General features: G+C 67.8%; 14 protein-coding genes and 1 pseudogene. 4 read left to right on the top strand and 11 right to left on the bottom strand.

The features are described from left to right. Window positions 1-131: 131 nt before the first annotated feature. Complete coding sequence (locus ACZK3J_RS06960; protein WP_478476660.1) at window positions 132-1,691, bottom strand: serine hydrolase; 1,560 nt, start codon at window positions 1,689-1,691, stop codon at window positions 132-134. 110 nt (window positions 1,692-1,801) lie between these two features. Between ACZK3J_RS06960 and ACZK3J_RS06955 the strand changes: the two genes are divergently transcribed. The 3 genes from ACZK3J_RS06955 to ACZK3J_RS06945 are packed head-to-tail and all read left to right on the top strand — an operon-like array spanning window position 1,802 to window position 4,054. Then, complete coding sequence (locus ACZK3J_RS06955) at window positions 1,802-2,245, top strand: VOC family protein (protein WP_049461764.1); 444 nt, start codon at window positions 1,802-1,804, stop codon at window positions 2,243-2,245. Next, entirely contained in the window at window positions 2,242-3,072 is an 831-nt protein-coding gene (locus ACZK3J_RS06950) for a DUF72 domain-containing protein (protein WP_478476658.1), read from the top strand. Before ACZK3J_RS06955 ends, ACZK3J_RS06950 begins: the two co-directional genes overlap by 4 nt. A 34-nt stretch (window positions 3,073-3,106) precedes the next feature. Continuing rightward, window positions 3,107-4,054 carry a DMT family transporter gene (locus ACZK3J_RS06945; protein ID WP_012479593.1) on the top strand — a complete coding sequence of 316 codons (948 nt, stop codon included), beginning with the start codon at window positions 3,107-3,109 and terminating at the stop codon, window positions 4,052-4,054. 45 nt (window positions 4,055-4,099) lie between these two features. Here ACZK3J_RS06945 and ACZK3J_RS06940 read toward each other — a convergent pair whose 3' ends face one another. The 6 genes and pseudogenes from ACZK3J_RS06940 to ACZK3J_RS06915 all read right to left on the bottom strand — a co-directional run bounded on the left by ACZK3J_RS06940 (window position 4,100) and on the right by ACZK3J_RS06915 (window position 13,721). Continuing rightward, entirely contained in the window at window positions 4,100-5,260 is a 1,161-nt protein-coding gene (locus ACZK3J_RS06940; RefSeq protein WP_134951490.1) for an AAA family ATPase, read from the bottom strand. Window positions 5,261-5,377: 117 nt separating this feature from the next. Further along, the gene (locus ACZK3J_RS06935) at window positions 5,378-6,448 is read right to left on the bottom strand and encodes a sensor domain-containing diguanylate cyclase (RefSeq protein ID WP_049424582.1); all 1,071 of its coding nucleotides are present in this window, start codon (window positions 6,446-6,448) and stop codon (window positions 5,378-5,380) included. Between the two features lie 144 nt (window positions 6,449-6,592). After that, window positions 6,593-7,315 (bottom strand): pseudouridine synthase, encoded by a 723-nt coding sequence (locus ACZK3J_RS06930; protein WP_478476657.1) that lies wholly within the window; start codon window positions 7,313-7,315, stop codon window positions 6,593-6,595. A gap of 34 nt (window positions 7,316-7,349) precedes the next feature. Further along, the gene (locus tag ACZK3J_RS06925) at window positions 7,350-9,014 is read right to left on the bottom strand and encodes a sensor domain-containing diguanylate cyclase (protein ID WP_478476655.1); all 1,665 of its coding nucleotides are present in this window, start codon (window positions 9,012-9,014) and stop codon (window positions 7,350-7,352) included. Window positions 9,015-9,123: 109 nt separating this feature from the next. Continuing rightward, window positions 9,124-11,547, bottom strand: a pseudogene (locus ACZK3J_RS06920) (putative bifunctional diguanylate cyclase/phosphodiesterase). A gap of 227 nt (window positions 11,548-11,774) precedes the next feature. Continuing rightward, the gene (locus ACZK3J_RS06915; protein ID WP_032128355.1) at window positions 11,775-13,721 is read right to left on the bottom strand and encodes a DEAD/DEAH box helicase; all 1,947 of its coding nucleotides are present in this window, start codon (window positions 13,719-13,721) and stop codon (window positions 11,775-11,777) included. 266 nt (window positions 13,722-13,987) lie between these two features. Here ACZK3J_RS06915 and ACZK3J_RS06910 point away from each other — a divergent pair, with 266 nt between their 5' ends. Beyond that, on the top strand, window positions 13,988-14,209 hold the full coding sequence (locus ACZK3J_RS06910) for an RNA-binding S4 domain-containing protein (RefSeq protein WP_010486399.1): 222 nt from the start codon (window positions 13,988-13,990) through the stop codon (window positions 14,207-14,209). 25 nt (window positions 14,210-14,234) lie between these two features. Here the strand turns inward: ACZK3J_RS06910 and ubiM are convergent, their stop codons facing one another. The 4 genes from ubiM to ACZK3J_RS06890 form a co-directional block, all read right to left on the bottom strand. Then, window positions 14,235-15,413, bottom strand: coding sequence for a 5-demethoxyubiquinol-8 5-hydroxylase UbiM (gene ubiM, locus ACZK3J_RS06905; protein ID WP_049461759.1), 1,179 nt, complete (start codon window positions 15,411-15,413; stop codon window positions 14,235-14,237). 80 nt (window positions 15,414-15,493) lie between these two features. Further along, window positions 15,494-15,883, bottom strand: a complete 390-nt coding sequence (locus ACZK3J_RS06900; protein ID WP_032128357.1) for an MAPEG family protein — start codon at window positions 15,881-15,883, stop codon at window positions 15,494-15,496. Between the two features lie 11 nt (window positions 15,884-15,894). Then, window positions 15,895-16,440, bottom strand: a complete 546-nt coding sequence (locus ACZK3J_RS06895; protein ID WP_032128358.1) for a DUF4019 domain-containing protein — start codon at window positions 16,438-16,440, stop codon at window positions 15,895-15,897. A 58-nt stretch (window positions 16,441-16,498) separates the two neighbouring features. Then, a complete protein-coding gene (locus ACZK3J_RS06890) occupies window positions 16,499-17,662 on the bottom strand; it encodes a COG3904 family protein (protein WP_049461758.1) in 1,164 nt (387 codons plus the stop codon). Window positions 17,663-17,969: the final 307 nt, after the last annotated feature.

Here is a 17,969-nt window from a genome sequence, read left to right as displayed (position 1 = left end):
CGCGGTTCCGGTAGTGCCGGCCGCTGGCCGGCCCCCTCGCGACGCTTCCGGGGATCATCAGGTTGCCGGCCAGCGGCCGGCACTACCGATGGGATTCGTCAAACGGCAGCGCCGGGCCACGCCCGGCGACGTCATTTCACCGGGGTGAACAGCAGGTCCTGGAAATCGAAGCTGAAATCGGTCAGGTCGGAGATCGACTGCATGCGCACCTCGCGCACCTTGCCGTCCGGATCCAGGCTGAAGTTCACGAACGCGTCGGCGTTGAGCGAACGGTCGTCCCAGCGCGCGATGAAGGTGTCATGCTGCCAATGCTCCAGGCGCCCGCTCAGCTGCGCGGTCTTCATGAAGCGCAGGCGCAGGCCCTTGCCCTCGGCACTGACCTGCATGTCGCCATACCAGCGGTCGCGGAACGTGCCGGTGTAGCCGGCCAGTGCCAGCGCTGGCTTGCTGCCCTTGTCGCGCGCGCTCTGGTGCTTGGCCCAGGCCTCGTCGGCCTTGTCCTGGCCCTTGGCCACGGCCTTGGCATAGGCGTCCACCCAGTCGTGCTTCTCACCGCCCAGGTAAGCATCAAGCACGCTCAGGGTGATCGCGTTGAACGCCGCGCCTACTTCCTGGTTGGTCAGCACCACCACGCCCAGCTTCTCGCCTGGCACCAGGGTCAAACGCGAGACCATGCCCGGCCAGCCACCGGTATGCCAGACCAGTTTCTGGCCGCGGTAGTCGCTCAGGCTCCAGCCTTCGCCGTAGCCGGCAAAGTTGGCCCGCGCCGGCGCCAGCTCCGGCACGCTCGGCGCCGGAATCGACTGCGGCGTGATCATCCGCCACATCTGCTGCTGGCTCTTGTCGCTGAACAGCGCGGTGCCATCGGCCAGCTTGCCTTCGGCCAGCTGCACCTGCATCCAGCGCGCCATGTCGTGCGCACTGGAATAGATGCCACCGGCGCCGGCATTGTTCGACCAGGTCAGCGGTGCAACGGTACGCAGGTCCTTGAAATCGTACTTGGCGTGGCCGACCGCGGCCTTGTCGCCCGGCTTCAGGTGATCGGCGTTGTAGCGTGTACCGGCCATGCCCACCTTGTCGAAGATGCGGGTCTGCAGGAACTGCTGGTAGCTCATGCCGGAGACATGCTCGATCACCTGCTGGGCAACCGCATACAGGATGTTGTCGTACGCATAGCTCTCGCGGAAACCGCCCTTCAGCGGCACCTTGCCCAGCCGCTCCACCACTTCGGCATTGCTGTAGGAGGTGGTCGGCCAGAACAGCAGGTCACCTGCGCCCAGGCTCAGCCCGCTGCGATGCGACAGCAGGTCGCGGATCGTCATCTGCCCGGTCACGAACGGGTCGGACATGCGGAACGACGGCAGGTGGTCGATCACCTTGTCGTCCATCTTCAGTTTGCCGTCCTCGGCCAGCAGGTTCAGTGAGGTGGCGGTGAACGCCTTGGTGTTGGAAGCAATGGCGAACAGCGTATCGGCCTGCACCGGTTCCGGCTTGCCCTGCTCGCGCACGCCCCAGCCGCGTTCCAGCACCACCTCGCCATCCTTGACCACTGCCACAGCAATGCCGGGCACGTCGAACTGCGCGCGCACGCGCTCGACGGTCGCATCCAGGTCCTGCAGCTGCGCCGGGGTGGCAGCACTCGCCATGGTCGTGCACGCCAGCAGCACGGCTCCTCCAATCCAGGGTTTCATCCAGCACGATCTCCGAACAGGGGTGGCGGCCATGTGCAGGCCGTCACCGGGGTTTCGCGCGATGGTAACGGTCTACGGCGCACCCTGCCCTGTGCCATAGGAGGGGTGTCATGGGCGGGAACGGCCAACCGAGCAACGGCTCCACCATCATTCCATGCCTGCGCTATCGCGACGCGCAGGCCGCCATCGACTGGCTGCAGCGCGCCTTCGGCTTCCATGCCCAGGCCGTCTACGCCGATGGCGATACGGTCTTCCATGCACAGCTGACCTTCGGCACCGGCATGATCATGCTCGGCTCGGCCGACAAGGAAAGCGAGTGGAGCCAGCATGCGGCGATGCCTGATGAGGTCGGCGGCCGCCAGACCCAGAACGCCTGCGTGATCGTCACCGATGCCGATGCGCACTATGCACGGGCCAAGGCCGCCGGTGCCCGCATTGTCATCGACATCGCCGACCAGGACTATGGCGGACGCGGCTACGCCTGCGCCGACCCGGAAGGCTATCTGTGGTGGTTCGGCAGCTACGACCCGTGGCGCGCGGACCACGGCCAGTGACCGCGACCGCCCGGCAGGCGGAGATCCGCTGCGGCATTGGTGGCTGGGTGTTTCCCGAATGGCGCGGCGGCGTTTTCTACCCGGTTGGCCTGCCGCAGCGTGAAGAACTGGCCCATGCCAGCCGTGCCCTGCGTTGCATCGAAATCAACGGCACCTTCTACCGCACGCCAACAGCGGCGCAGTGCGCGCAGTGGGCCGCACAGACACCCGACGGTTTCCGGTTTTCGATGAAGGCACCACGCTACCTGGTGCAGCGCCGCGACCTCTCCAGCACGGTGGAAGCGGCCGCGCCCTTCCTGCAGGCGGCGATTGCACTCGGTGACCGGCTCGGCCCGTTGCTGTGGCAGTTCGATCCGCGCCATCCGGCCGATGCCGATGCATTGGGTGCCCTGATGGCGCAGCTGCCGAAGCAACTGGAAGGGGTGACGCTGCAGCATGCGCTGGAGGTCCGCAACGCCGAGGCACATGGCCCGGCACTGGTTGCTGCCGCCCGTCGACACGGCGTGGCGCTGGTGATCGAGGACAGCGACGAGGCGCCACTACACGGCGATGTCAGTGCCGGCTTCGTCTACGCCAGGATCAAGCGCAGCCAGGCCCGCTTGAACGAGGGCCTGCCGGCGCCCGTGCAACAGCGCTGGGCCGAACGCGCACGCCGCTGGTCACGCGGCGAACCGGTGGATGACCTGCCCTGCCTGGCCGCGCCAGCTCCGGAAACCCCGCGCGAGGTCTACCTGCTGTGCATCGGCGCGGGCAAGGCACGCAACCCGGCGGCGGCGATGGCCCTGCAGCGGCGGATTGACCAGGGCAGCGATCCCGCACGCGGGTAGCGCTGCGACGTTCGCCTTGCCTCACAATAGGCGGATGAGCACACCCGACACCCGCAAAGCGCTGTGGCAGATCCACTTCTGTGTCCTGCTGTGGGGCGTCACCGCCATCCTCGGCAAGCTGATCACCCTGCCCGCATTGCCGCTGGTGTGGTGGCGCATGCTGCTGGTGACGGCGATGCTGGCCCTGCTGCCGCGGGTCTGGCGCGGGCTGCGCACCCTGCCCCTGCGGCTGGTGGCCGGTTACGCCGGCATCGGTGCGCTGGTCGCCCTGCACTGGCTGACCTTCTACGGCGCGGTGAAACTGGCCAATGCCTCGGTGGCCGCCACCTGCATTGCACTGGCCCCGGTGTTCACCTCGATCATCGAACCCTGGGTCGCCAAGCGGCCGTTCCAGCTACGTGAACTGGCGTTCGGCCTGGCGGTGCTGCCGGGTGTTGCGCTGGTGGTCGGTGGCGTGCCCGATGGCATGCGCCTGGGTGTCTTGATCGGCGCGATATCGGCGCTGCTGGTGGCGGTGTTCGGCTCGCTCAACAAGCGCATGGTCAGCCACGCCGATCCGCTCACAGTCACCGCACTGGAGCTGGGTGCCGGCACCCTCACCCTGACCCTGCTGGCACCGCTGATGCCCTACCTGCTGCCAGCACTGGCCAGCCCGCTGTGGGTGGTCCCGAATCTGCACGACGGCATCCTGCTGCTGGTGCTGGCCGGGTTCTGCACGCTGCTGCCGTTCGCCCTGGCCCTGGTCGCGCTGCGCCACCTGAGCGCCTATACGGTGCAGTTGGTGACCAACCTGGAACCGGTCTATGCGGTGGTGCTGGCGGTGGTGCTGCTGCGCGAGCAGCACGAGGTCACGCCGTGGTTCTACCTGGGCGTGGCGATCATTGTCGGCGCGGTGTTCCTGCATCCGCTGCTGAACCGCCGCAAGCCGGTGCAGCACCCGGAAATCCTTGGCACGGCCGAGGCACGCAACATCGCCGATTGAGTGCATCCGCGCATGGCGTGGATCTGCCGGATCCGGATCGATGTCTCAACGCTGCGGCCAATGCCAGGCCGGCGCATCCAGCAGGCCCTGCCCGCTCAGCAGCGTGCGGCCCTGTTCCTTGTGCAGATGCAGCGAGTGGCAGCCCGGCGCCTGCTCCAACGCCGCGATCAGCCGGCTGGCGTGTGACACCACCCACACCTGGCTGCGCGCACTGGCGGCGATGATCAGCCGCGCCAGCGCCGGCAGCAGGTCCGGATGCAGGCTGGTCTCCGGCTCGTTCAGCACCAGCAGCGGCGGTGGCCGCGGCGTGTGCAGTGCCGCGGCCAGCAGCAGGAAGCGCAGCGTGCCGTCGGACAGCTCGGCCATCGACAACGGCCGCAGCAGCCCCGGCTGGTGGAAGCGCAGGGCGAGTCGACCGTCCAGTTCCTCGAACCCCACCGTGGCGCCCGGGAACGCATCCTCCACGCTGCGCGCCAGTGCGCCCGGATCACCGATCTCGAGGATGGTCACCCAGGCCGCCGCCAGATCGCGACCGTCGTGATGCAGCACCGGCGTGCGCGTGGCCATCGCCGGTTGCCGTGCCGGGGCATCGGCGTCGCTGCGGAAATGGTCGTAGAAGCGCCAGCGACGGATGTACTCGCGCAGGGCGATGGTTTCCGGCATGCGCTGCGGATCGCCAACCTGGGTGAACAGACTGTCGAACAGCGACAACCGGTCATCGACCAGATCCCAACCGCGCGCATGGCGTTGCCGCACCATTGCCCCACGTCGGTCGACCAGCAGGTTGGCGCTGCGCAGGAACGGCCCGGCCCAGATCGCCTCGGCCTTGATCTGCGGGTCCAGTGCGAAGGCCGAACGGCTGGGCGGTGGGTAGCCCAGGTCAATGGCATAGCCGAACTCGTCGGTGGTGAAGCCCAGTTTCAATCCCACCGATTCCTGACGTGGGCCGCCCTGCAAGGGGATTTCGCCGGCAGCAACCCGACGGTCCATTTTTTCCGGCCCCGCCCACAGCGCCGAACCGAGCCCACCTTCGCGGGCCAGAACCGCCGCGACGCCGCCCTGCGCGGTCTCTGCCAGCAGGCGCAGCGCGCGGTACAGGCTGGACTTGCCACTGCCATTGTCGCCGGTCACCACATTCAACTGCTGCAGCGGCAGTATCAGCCCGTGCAGCGAGCGATAGTGGGCGATGGCCAGGGTCTGCAGCATGGTTGTGTCCGTGGGAACAGGAACGGCATGGTGCAGCACGTGGATCGCAGGGAATGCGACGCGCACGGCGTTCGAATGGATTTTTCATCCACGCGTGGCGTGGATCTACCTGGAGCTTCAGCCCGCCCGTTCCACCCGGTTGCGACCATTGCCCTTGGCCCGGTACAGCGCCTTGTCGGCGCGCGCCAGCATGTCATCCACGCTTTCACCTGGCTGGTGCTGGGCAACACCGATGCTGACCGTGACCGGGAATCCAAGCGGCAGGTCAGCCACGGCCAGGCGCAGGAACTCGCATTGCAGTTCGGCCGTGTGCAGGTCGGTGCCCGGCATTACCGCCACGAACTCCTCGCCGCCGTAGCGCGCAGCCATGCCGCGGCCGGCGAAGTGCGAGCGCAGCAGCACGCCCAGCTCGGCCAGCACCCGGTCGCCTGTAGCGTGGCCCTGGAAATCATTGATGTGCTTGAAATGATCGATGTCGAGCAACGCAACGCAGGCGACGCCCGGTTGCCCATCGATCTCCACCACCGCCTCTTCCAGTGCCGCCGCCATTGCGCGGCGGTTGGGCAGGCCGGTCAGCGCATCGGTGCGGCTCTGCTCGGCCAGGTCGGCATTCTGCGCCAGCAGCACGTCCTGGTACTCCGCCAACAGGCGCTCGTAGTCATCGCGCTCCAGCATGTGCTTCTGGATGTCGAGCGCGAAACGGCGCAGCTCCATCACCAGCATCACCTGCCGTGACAGCGCGGCCAGTGCCTCGGCCTTGTCGCTGGGCAGGTGCTGCGGATGTGCATCGAACACGCACAGCGTGCCCAGAGGCAGGCCATCGGAACTGATCAGTGGCGCACCGGCGTAGAAGCGGATGTGCGGGTCGCCGGTCACTACCGGGTTGTCGTGGAAGCGGATGTCCTGCAACGCGTCCTCGACCACCATGATTTCCTGCGGCTGCAGGATGGCGTGGCCACACATCGATTCGCTGCGCAGGTTCTCCGCCGCGTCGATGCCCTGGATCGACTTGAACCACTGCCGTTCGACGTCGATCAGGGTCACCGCCGCCATCGAGGTACCGCAGACCGCCTTGGCGATCGCGACCAGGTCGTCGAAGGATTTCTCACGCTGCGAATCCAGGATCCGGTAGCGGTACAGCGCCTCGAGCCGCAGGGCTTCGTTGGCAGGCTTGTCGGGCTTGATCATGCAGCGTCACGTTCCGGCAGGTCACTGCGGAGTCTAGCTGATGCCGGTGCGCAATCCGCACAACGGGGAGTGCCGGCCGCTGGCCGGCATCCCGCGCTCATTCGATGCCTGGTGCAGCCGGCCAGCGGCCGGCGCTACCGCGCGTTACCAGTTCAGCTGCTTCGGCAGCAGGCCCTGCAGCTCCTGCTCGGTCAGGTTGCGCCACTGGCCCGGCTTCAGCGCACCGATCTTGATGTTGTCGATGCGCACGCGGCGCAGCTGGGTCACGCGATAGCCGAATTCGGCGGCCATCAGGCGGATCTGCCGGTTCAGTCCCTGCTGCAGGGTGATGCGGAATCCGAACTTGGCGATGCGCGAGGTCTTGCACGGCAGCGTCATCTGGTCGTGGATGCGCACGCCGCGCGCCATGCCACGCAGGAACTCGTCGGTGACCGGCTTGTTCACCGCCACCAGGTACTCCTTCTGGTGGCCGTTCTCGGCACGCAGGATCTGGTTGACGATGTCGCCGTTGCTGGTCATCAGGATCAGTCCCTCGGACTCCTTGTCCAGGCGCCCGATCGGGAAGATGCGCTGTTCGTGGCCGACGAAGTCGACGATGTTGCCCTTGACCGAGGTTTCGGTGGTGCAGGTGACGCCCACCGGCTTGTTCAGCGCGATGTAGACGTGGCGGCGGGCGCCGGGCTTGCGTGCCACGCGCGCGCGCAGCGGCTGGCCGTCGACCAGCACCTGGTCTTCCTCGCCCACCACCGCACCGGTGCCGGCCGCGTGGCCGTTGACGGTGACGCGGCGGGCGGCGATCAGGCGATCGGCCTCGCGGCGGGAGCAGAAGCCGGTGTCGGCGATATGTTTGTTGAGTCGGGTGGTCATCGGTCCATTATCCGGCATCGCCGCCCGCTGCGCTTCATGCCGGGGCCGGCGGATCGAGCTCTTCGCCGTCGAACACCCGGTTGCGACCCGCCCGCTTGGCCACGTACATGGCATGGTCGGCCCGCCGCAGCAGCGCGGCCAGGTCATCCTCACCCGGCCGCCACTGCGCCAGTCCGATGCTGGCGGTCACTTCCAGGCCCGGCACCTGCAGGGCCTGGCCGGCTTCGGTGATGCGCTGGCGCAGGCGGTCCAGGCGCGCTGACGCCGCCTCGCGCGGCATGCCCGGCATCAGCAGCAGGAACTCCTCGCCGCCCATCCGCACCACTTCGTCCTGGCTGCGGACTGCCGTGCGCAGGGCACGCGCTACCGCCACCAGCACCTGGTCGCCCACCGCGTGGCCATGGCGGTCGTTGATGTCCTTGAACAGGTCGATGTCGAGGAAGCCGATCACCAGCGGGCCACGCTCACGGTCGACCTGTGCCAGGTGACGGGCCAGCTGCTGCAGGCCGGCCCGGCGGTTGGGCAGCCCGGTCAGGCCATCGGTTTCGGCCAGCTGGCGCAGTTCATCGCGCTGCTGGCGCAGCCGGCCCAACCGCTGGTTCATGGCATAGGCGGCCATCATCAGCAGCCAGGTCACCGACAGCTGCAGTGCTTCCACCCGGTACTCCAGCAGCCACCCCGCACTGCTGGCATCGGCTGCGATCATCACCAGCAGTGGCACCAGCGCCGCCAGGCCCGCCAACGCCCAGCAGTCACCGCGCAACCAGGCACGCATGCCAGCGGCCAGTGACAACAGGCAACCGAGGATGAAGGTCAGCTGCAGGCTCTGCGCGACCAGCGCCAGGGTGTCCCAGCGCAGCCACGGCACCAGCGCGGCCAGTCCCATCAGGCCCCACAGCACAGCCTGCTGTGCCGGCCGCGAGCGCGGCAGCAAGCGGTCCCCGCCGTTGAGGCGCCACAGAGCGGGCAGTACCAGCGCCTGGGTCGCGGCGGTCAGCGCCAGCAGCCACCATGCGCCGCGCTCGCCCACCGGCAGCCACGGTTCGGGATAACCGCTCAAGCCGCCAAGAACCGCCTGCCACACCACCACCACGATCGTCACGCCGATGTAGACCAGGAAGCTGCGGTCACGGGTGGTCAGGTAGGCCATCAATGCCGACAGCGCCAGCGCGATCGCCACCGCGATGCAGGCCGCGCGCACCAGCAGGCGGGCGGTATCGTTCTGCTGGACCGGACTGGGCGCCCCCAGCCGCAAGGTCGGCACCCAGCGCGCTTTCAGCGGCGCCTGCCACGACACCAGGAACGGCTCATGGCTGCCTGCCGCTGGCACCGCCACCAGGCCGATGCCGGCACGGAAGCGCGAATCACGGGTGCGCGCATCGTGCATGTTGCCGCAGATCTCGCGGTCACCATGCTGTACGCGGACTTCGCCAGCGAACACGTTGAACACATCCAGCGCCTGGGGTTGCCCCGACCAGCCCCCGGGCGGCGCCGGTACCTCTACCTGCTCGCGCGGCCCGGCCAGCATCGCGGGCGTACAGCCACGATGGGGTGTCGGTTCGTCCGTCGGTGCGCCAACCAGCAGGAAATCCCGGCCCGCCTCGGCCAGGCGCGCGTGCACCAGACCGGGAAGCAACACTCCCATCAGCAGGACGACCAGCAGCGCCCCTGTTTCGTACCGCCACTGCCTGACGCCCACGCCACATCCTGTTCCTGCTTACGTCCGCGCCCACTGCGCGTCGCCCCTGGCGCGCATTATCGCAGCCGGGCACGCCGCGCATGTGTAGACCAAAGTCGCCGTGCGCCGTTCAGCCAGCGGCCGGAGGCCCCTTCACCGCCACCAGGCGGACCGGCCTCAGGTCACTCAGGGTCATCCGTTCCAGCGGCTGCGGCCGCTCGATCGCGTAGCCCTGCAGGCCCTGCACACCGAGCCGGGTCAGTGCGCCAGCCACCTCGGCGGTTTCCACCCATTCGGCCACCACCTCCATCTGCAGTTCCCGCCCGAGCTCGCTGATCGCCCGCACCGTGGCGTGGCTGACCGGGTCGGTGTCCATGTCACGCACGAAGGTGCCGTCGATCTTCAGGATGTCCGCAGGCAGCTGGCGCAGATAGCCGAACGAGGACAGGCCGGAGCCGAAGTCATCCAGTGCCATCCGGCAACCACGCGCTTTGACCGCATCGATGAAAGCGCGCGCCTGGCTGAGGTTGCTGATCGCCGCGGTCTCGGTGATCTCGAAACACAGTTTCGAGGCCAGCGCGCGGTTGCGCTCGAGCAGGTCTCAGACGAAGGCGAGGAATCCCGGCTCGGCGATCGACTGCGCCGAAACGTTGACGTTGCACAGGCCCAGTTGGCGCACGTGTGCCGGGCAGACCTGCAGGTGGCGGAACAGCAGCCCGAGCACGTGCCGGTCCAGCGCCACCGCCATGCCGTATCGCTCCACCGCCGGCATGAACTGGCCGGGCAGATGCAGGCTGCCATCGGTACCACGCATGCGCACCAGCACCTCGTAATGCAGGTAGGACGGATCGCCCACGCGGGCAATGCGCTGCGCGTACAGCAGCATGCGATTCTCCGCCATGGCCAAGCTGACACCCTGCAGACGCTCGGCCTCCTGCCGCCGCTCCTCCAGCGCCATGCGGTTCTCGTTGAAGCAGTGCACGCGGTTGCGACCGGCCTGCTTGGCGGCATAGCAGGCGCTGTCGGCAGCGCTCATCAGCCAGTTCACATCGGGAGCGTCGGCACTGACCTCGACCACGCCGATGCTGCAGCTCAACTGCGGGCTCCCCTCGCTGATCGGGAACGTGGCCTGGCCCAGGTTGCGGATCACCCGCTGCAGTACCCGCTTGGCTTCATCCTGGCCGGCGTGGGCGAGAAACACCGCGAACTCATCGGCCCCCAGGCGGCCGACCCAATCGCCATCACGCACCGCCGCAACCAGATAGTCGGCGAAACCGCGCAGCATCTGGTCGCCGGCGGCATGACCGAAGCTGTCGTTGACCAGCTTGAAGTGGTCCAGGTTGATGTAGCACAGCGCATGCGTACCACCGTCGGTCCGGACCTGCAGCAGCGCGCGTTCCAGCAGGCGTTCGATCTCGCGGCGGTTGATCAGGCCGGTCAGCGGATCGTGGCTGGCGTGATGCTCGATCTCGCGCGCCAGTGCATGGTTCTGGCTGACATCCTCGATGATCGCGAACACCGACAATCCTCCGCCCGAGCTGCGAACCGCGGTACCGCTCCAGCGTCCCCAGACGAGGCTGCCATCGCGCCGGCGGAAACGCAGCTCGCTCGGCCGCAGCTGCCGGTCCCAGTCGATGCGGCCGACACCATCGAGGACCAGTTCCCCCTCCATCAGCAGATCACCCAGCAGCATCTGCAGCAGCACATCACGCCGGTAGTCGAGGATATCCGCCATCGCCTGGTTGGCCTCGACCACGCGGCCATCGGTGTCGAGCTTCAGCATGCCGACATTGGCCTGGTAGAACGCCGCGCGGAAGCGGCTCTCGTGCTCGGTCAGATCCTTGCCGACACGACGCGCCAGCGCCACTGCCATCAGGCTGATCACCAGCACCGACAGGCCGCCAACCATCAGCGTGGCGATCCGGACCATGGTGGCCATCCTCAGCAGCGCCTGCGAGAACGCCTGGGCCTGCACCTGCAGGCGGCGGTCGAGATCCCGCAGCTGCTGCAGGTAGCGATTGCGGTCGGCCACGGGCAGTTCACCTGCCGCATGCCTCCGTTGCAGCTCGGCGACCAGGGCCTGCACAGCCTCCAGATCACCATCGGTCTGCCGCCACAGTGCAGTGGCTTCGCGGAATGCTCCCAGGTCACGGGCATAGCGGAACGAGAACACCAGGCGCGGAATATCGGCGCGCGCGTTGCCGCCCTGCAGGAAACCCTGCCGGGCCTTCTCCTCGTCCGGTACCGCCTGTTCCAGCGCCAGCCGGGCCTGCAGATCCCCCAACGGAATCCGCAGGGCCTGGCGCGCGTCATCCAGGTCCTGTGCATCGCCACGCGCCAGGTAGCGGCTCAGCGCAGCGGTCGCATCCTGCTGCCCCCGCGACCAGTAGCCCTGGCCGGCAATCCAGGCCGTCGAGGCCGCCTGCAGTTCCTGGATCAACGCGGACAGCGCGACCAACCCGATCGCCATGCCCGTCAACAACGCAAAGCGCAATCCCAGGCCACGGGTCATCGGCACCCGCCGGCTCTGCTGGTCCGTGCCACTTCTACCCATCCCGGATCCCCCCGAATGTGCTGCGGTGACAACCTCCCTTGGAACCGACCCAGCCTATGACCGGCAATGTGTTTGCCATGCGAAAAGGGGACGGAGGGGATTAAGTCGTTTTCGGCATAAGCGCACTGCCGGGCATAAACGACTTAATCCCCTCCGTCCCCTTTTCCAGGCCCATAACGGACAACGCCAGCCCGGAGGCTGGCGTTGTTCAGGACCGCAGGTGCGGCTTAGAAGCTGCGCGGGCCGCGCGGCTTGAAGCCGTCACGACGCGGCGGGCGGCTGTCGCGGTCACCGCCGCGGTCGCCACCGTGGCCACCCGGACCGCCCGGGCCACCGCGACGCGGGCCACCCGGGCCGCCCGGACCACGCTTGTCGAAGCGCGGCTTGAACGGACGCGGGGCCGGGTTGGTGTCTTCACCCGGGGCCAGCGCACGCATCTGCAGCTGCTGGCCGGACACCCACACCTTCTGCAGGTGCGACAGCACGTCCGGCGGCATCTGTGCCGGCAGGTCCAGCAGCGAGAAGTCGTCGTGGATGTCGATGCGGCCGATGAAGCGGCTTTCCAGGCCAGCTTCGTTGGCAATGGCGCCAACGATGTTGGCCGGCTTCACGCCGTGCTGGTGGCCGACCGAAATGCGGTAGGTCTCCATGCCCTGCTCCGGCGCACCACGCGGCGGAACCTCACGGCGCGGACGCTGCTCGAAGCCACCTTCGGCGTCGTCGCGGCGCGGGCCACGCTCGAAGCGCGGACCACGCTCGTTGCGGTCGAAGCGATCGCCACGTTCCGGGCGGTCACCACGGTCGAAGCGTTCGCGCGGTGCGCGCTCTTCACGCGGGGCACGCACCGGCGGCTGCAGCAGGAACGGGGTGTCACCCTGCAGCATCTTGGCCAGCGCGGCAGCCACTTCAATGGCCGGCACGTTCTGCTCGTTCTCGAAACGCTCCAGCAGCTGGCGGTAGAAGTCCAGGCCACCGGCGCCGAGGGTTTCGCTGATGCGCGAGGTGAACTTGTTGATGCGGGTGTCGTTGACCGCTTCCACGCTCGGCAGCTGCATCTCTTCGATCGGCTGGCGGGTAGCGCGCTCGATCTGGCGCAGCATGCCCTTCTCGCGCGGGGTGGCGAACAGGATCGCCTCGCCGCTGCGGCCGGCACGACCGGTACGGCCGATGCGGTGCACGTAGCTTTCGGTGTCGTACGGGATGTCGTAGTTCAGCACGTGGCTGATGCGCTCCACGTCCAGGCCGCGGGCAGCCACGTCGGTGGCGACCAGGATGTCCAGCTTGCCTTCCTTCAGCATGGCGATGGTGCGCTCACGCTGGGCCTGCTGCATGTCACCGTTGATGGCGGCAGCGGCCAGGCCACGGGCCTGCAGCTTGCTGGCCAGTTCCTCGGTGCCGGCCTTGGTGCGCGCGAAGATGATCATCGCGTCGAACGGCTCGACTTCCAGGATGCGGGTCAGCGCGTCCAGCTTGTGCATGCCGCTCACCCACCAGTAACGCTGGCGGATGTTGGCCGAGGTGGTGGTCTTGGCCGCGATGGTCACTTCCACCGGGTCCTGCAGGTAGGTCTGCGCGATGCGGCGGATCTGCGGCGGCATGGTGGCCGAGAACAGGGCCACCTGGCGCTGCTCCGGCAGCTTCTTCAGCACGGCTTCGACGTCGTCGATGAAGCCCATGCGCAGCATTTCATCGGCTTCGTCCAGCACCAGCGTCTTCAGCTCGGACAGGTCCAGGGTGCTGCGGTCCAGGTGGTCGATCACGCGGCCGGGGGTACCGACCACGATGTGCACGCCGCGGCGCAGGGCCGACAGCTGCTGGCCGTACGGCTGGCCGCCGTACACCGGCAGCACGCGGAAGCCCGGGATCTTCGACGAATAGGACTGGAACGCCTCGGCAACCTGGATGGCCAGTTCGCGGGTCGGCGCCAGGATCAGGGCCTGCGGCTTGATCTGCTGCAGATCGATGTTGGACAGTACCGGCAGCGCGAACGCTGCGGTCTTGCCGGTGCCGGTCTGGGCCTGGCCCAGCACGTCGCGACCTTCCAGCATCGCCGGGATGGTGGCGGCCTGGATCGGCGACGGGGTTTCGTAGCCGATGGCGGTGACCGCCTGCATCACGGGCTCGGACAGGCCGAGCTGCGCGAACTGCAGCGGCGCTTGGGAATCTTGGGACATGGGGAACTCCGAAGACACTGCCGTCTTCCTGGCAGTGCGATAAAAAAGGTGATGGTCCGCGCTTTGGGCGCCCTTCTTATCGCGTGCCCTGGCGCTGCTCGGTTGGAGGAGATTTCACTCGCTCAGAGCGGAATCATACCGCATTGATCCTGAACAAGGCGTACAGCTTGCCGTGCGCGTACCGTCATGACCCAAGCTGGCGCACAATACGCGCCCTCTTCACCGGCCCGGCCGCTGGCTGCGCCCTTCCCCAGGAACCCCGCTCCATGCAGATTCTCGAATTCGACCTCGACGGTGACTACGTCGAACTCAAGCAGCTGCTCAAGCTGGCCGACCTGGTCACCAGCGGCGGCGAGGCAAAGATGGTCATCGGTGACGGCCAGGTGCGGGTCGACGGCGAAGTCGAACTGCGCAAGGCCTGCAAAATCCGCGCAGGCCAGGTGGTCGAGTTCGCCGACAGCCAGATCCGGGTGCTGGCCGCCGGCTGATCTGAACGGGCTGATCTGAACCGGTTCAGGCCACGCGCTGGGTCAGGTGCGAGGCGATCAGCTGCCTGAACGGTGCCACGCCCTGTGCCAGACGCAGGCCCGCCGCGCGCAGCAGCCGCGCCGGGCGGCGATCGTCGGTATACAGGCTGGCGATGGCATTGGTGGCCTCGTACAGCGGCCGCGACGCCAGCCGGTGACCCCGCTGGTAGCTGGCCAGCATGCCGGCGGCGGCAATGTCGGCACCACGTCGCTGCTGCGCGACGATGCCCTGTGCAAGCCGCTGTGCGCTGGCCAGTCCCAGGTTGAAGCCATGCGCGGTGACCGGGTGCATGCCGACGGCGGCATCGCCGATCAGCGCCGAACGCTCGCCGACGAAACGGTGCGCGTACACACCCACCAGCGGATACGCCTGCGGCGTGGCCACTGGCTGCATGCGGCCAAGACGGTGTTCGAAGCAGGCACCGATGGCCTCACCGAAGGCCACCTCGTCCATCGCCAGCAGTTCTTCAATCTGCCGCGGTGGCAGCGTGATCACTGCTGATGCCTGGCCTTCGTTGAGCGGCAGCAACGCCATCGTGCGGCCGTAGCCGAACCATTCCCAGGCAGTGTGGTGATGATCACGCTCAACCTGCATGCGGCACACCAGCATCGACTTGCCGAAGTCGCGCATCTGCGCGCCGATGCCGAGCATGCGGCGGGTTGCGGAGAAGCGGCTGTCAGCGGCGACCAGCAGGCGCGCATGAAGTTGGATGCCGTCATCGAGTTTGACCACGTGGCCCTGCGCATCGGCCTGCACGCCCAGCACCTTGCGCCCGTCGAACAGCTCCAGGCCGTCCTGCCCCTGCACGGCATCCCATGCAGCGCGGCGGATCAGATGGTTGGGTACCAGCCAGCCCAGCGGCTGGCCGTCGACCTGGCTGCTGGCGAAGGTCAGCGCGAACGGCGAGCCGCCGTTCATCACCTTGGCATCGCGCAGTTCAGCGACTTCAGCCTGCGGCAGGCGCTGCCACAGCCCCAGCTGCTCCATGCTCTGCCGCGAGGCATGGGTCAGCGCGATCTCACGGCCATCGAAGGCGGCCTCGGCAAGGGCCTGGCGCGGTTGAACTTCGACCAGCCCGACCTGCAGGCCGCTACCGGCCAGCGCACGCGCGAAACACAGCCCCGCCGGTCCGGCGCCGACCACCACCACGTCCATCCTGCGCATGCGCGCCTCCTGCCGTTGATTCAGTCCGCGCCAGCATAGCGCCGCGCACCTGACCGGCCTTGATCTGGATCAGGCCGGGATCACAACAACGCGAACACCAGCGCCAGGATCGACAGCAGCGACACTGCCCAGACCAGGCTGCGCACGTAGGGCACGCCCGCGGCATACAGCGGCAGGTAGACCACGCGCGCCCAGAAGTAGGCCTGCGCCGCCAGCGCCGTGGTGTCGTTGCCGCGCCCGGCCACGACCACTGCGATGGCGGCGGCAGCGAAGAACGGGAACGTCTCCAGGAAGTTGGCCTGCGCACGCTGCAGGCGCCCGGCCAGCGGGCTGAGTGGCCTGGCTTCGCCATCACGCGCCGAGGCATTCCACTTCATCCCACGCTCGCGGGTGACCACGGTGGAGGTAGCGAAGATGTAGACAAAGCCCAGCAGCACCGACCAGGCCAGCATCGTCAGTTCAGTTGCCATCGATCATCTCCTCAGGGTGCCGACGCACGCAGGCTGTAACCGGCCAGGCGCCACACCTGGTCCTCGTCGAAACGGAACGAGACGAGCTCGCGTACCGGCTGCGCGCTGTTGGCGAAACGGGTCGGGAAGCTGACGTTGATGTACAGCCCCTCCGGCACCGCGGCACCGGCGCTGTACTTGACCCGGGTGATGGTCGGCTGGCCACGCCCGGCCAGCGCGCCCAGGCGCGTGCGCTCGGCAGTCAACTGACTGACGAAGGCGGCCTTCGGTACTGCACGGCGCGCGACGGCCGAAGCGCCATCCCACAACTCGCCTGCGCGGTTGGCATCGACCAGCTGCGCCGCCTTCACTGCGGCCGCGCCCATTTCCGCATCCTGCTTCTGCACCTGCGCCTGCTGCGCGGCAGTCAACGCCGGAGCGCCGGCCGTGGCCGGTTTCGCAGCCGCCGGCGATGCCGGTGCGGGGCGCGCGGGTGCCGGTGCAGGCGTGGCCGGCGCGGGTGCCTGCGCCAATGCGGTCAGGGGCAGCAGGGACAGCAGCAGGAGCACGCGCTTCATGGACACCGCCGGTTCTCGGGAAAGAACCGCAGTCTACGCCAGCGCGGTGAGCTGTTCGTCAGCGTGCGTGGGCGCTGCCTTCCACCGCTGCGGCATCGGCCTGCGCGGCAGGCGTGCCGGTGTCTGCTGGCGCCTGTTCGGCCACCGGCGGCGGCTCCGAAGGCGCAGGCGGCAGCGTTGCCACATCGATCTCCGACAGCGGGCTTTCTTCCGGGCACACCGCATCGGGGAAGCCGAAGCGCTGCTTCAACGCCTGGCCGCAGCTGTTGATCGATTCCATGTCGGCGCCTTCGTGCTTGCACTGCTGGTCGAAGGCGATCAGGAACGCGTCCTTGCGCTGCACGAAGTCGTCACCACAGGCACGCATCTGCTTGATCCGTTCCAGATCGTCCTGCACCGCGTTGGTGCCATCCAGGCCGTACTGGCGCAGTTCGTCCGGCGTCAGCAGGCGCAGGCTGCGATTGGGCACCGTCATCATCAGGTCGGCCACGCCCACCGCCACGCCGTTGCGCTGCAGATAGTCCTTCACGTTGTCGTAGACCTCGTGCAGCTCGCGGTTGAGCTCAGCGCGCGAGGTGGCCTTGGAACTGATGCGCATCATGCGGTGGATGCCGACCTTGCCCGACAGCAGCCGGTTGTCACCGGCGGCCAGCACGAACACGCAGGCGCTGTGGCAGATCGAGCCCTCGCGCACCCAGATGGTCCAGCCCGATTCACCGATGCTGTCACCGGCGACGATCGCCGATTCCACCTGGCCGCCGCTGGAGTCCAGATCGAGGATGCGCTTGTGGATCTTCTGTTCATCGGCGACCACGGCAAGTCGCCACATCATTTCGGCGAAGCCCGGATTGATCTTGCCGGCGTAACGCACACGCATCAGGCCACGCTCGGCACACGGCGCCAGGGCCTGGGAAATCTGCTCGCGCTGCAGGCCCTCCAGCTCGACGCCATCGCCCGCATCACCGGCATACTCGGTGCTGCAGCTGACCCAGGCGCGGCCATTCTCCAACTGCGCCTGCGGCCAAGGCCGATCCGCCCGGCTGCGCGGCGGCGCCGGCGGTGGCGGTGCGTCAGCCGCATTGATCGACACCATGTTCTCGCCATCACTGGCCGGCGCCCGCGCCGCCTTGTCGGCAGCGGTCACATTGCCCGGATTCTCCAACTGACTGCAGCCCGCCAGGGCCAGGCACAACAGGGGCAACCAGCGGAATTTGGCGGACATCGGGCAACCGGGATTGATGGGAGCAAGAGCCACAGTCTACCCGTCCAGGCCGCGCATTCAGCGCGTGGCACTGAACCCCTTCTGACCCTTGGGAAAAAGCGTGTCGACCAAGGTCGACACCCACCAACAGCATTGCGGAATGCCGTACCAACAGGTCGCAGGAACCTGTCGAAGGCGGGGTGGGTCCGGTTGCAGGGGCGTGAGCGCCATGGATGGCGCGACCGAGCTTACAGGGACGTACTTGCAGCGCCCCCTGCAACCGGACCCACCCCGCCCACCCGCAGGAAGCCCGCTGTTGCTGTTGCTC

It is taken from the genome of Stenotrophomonas sp. 86428_Sma, assembly GCF_056481585.1.
This window is presented reverse-complemented; position numbering and strand designations above follow the sequence as displayed.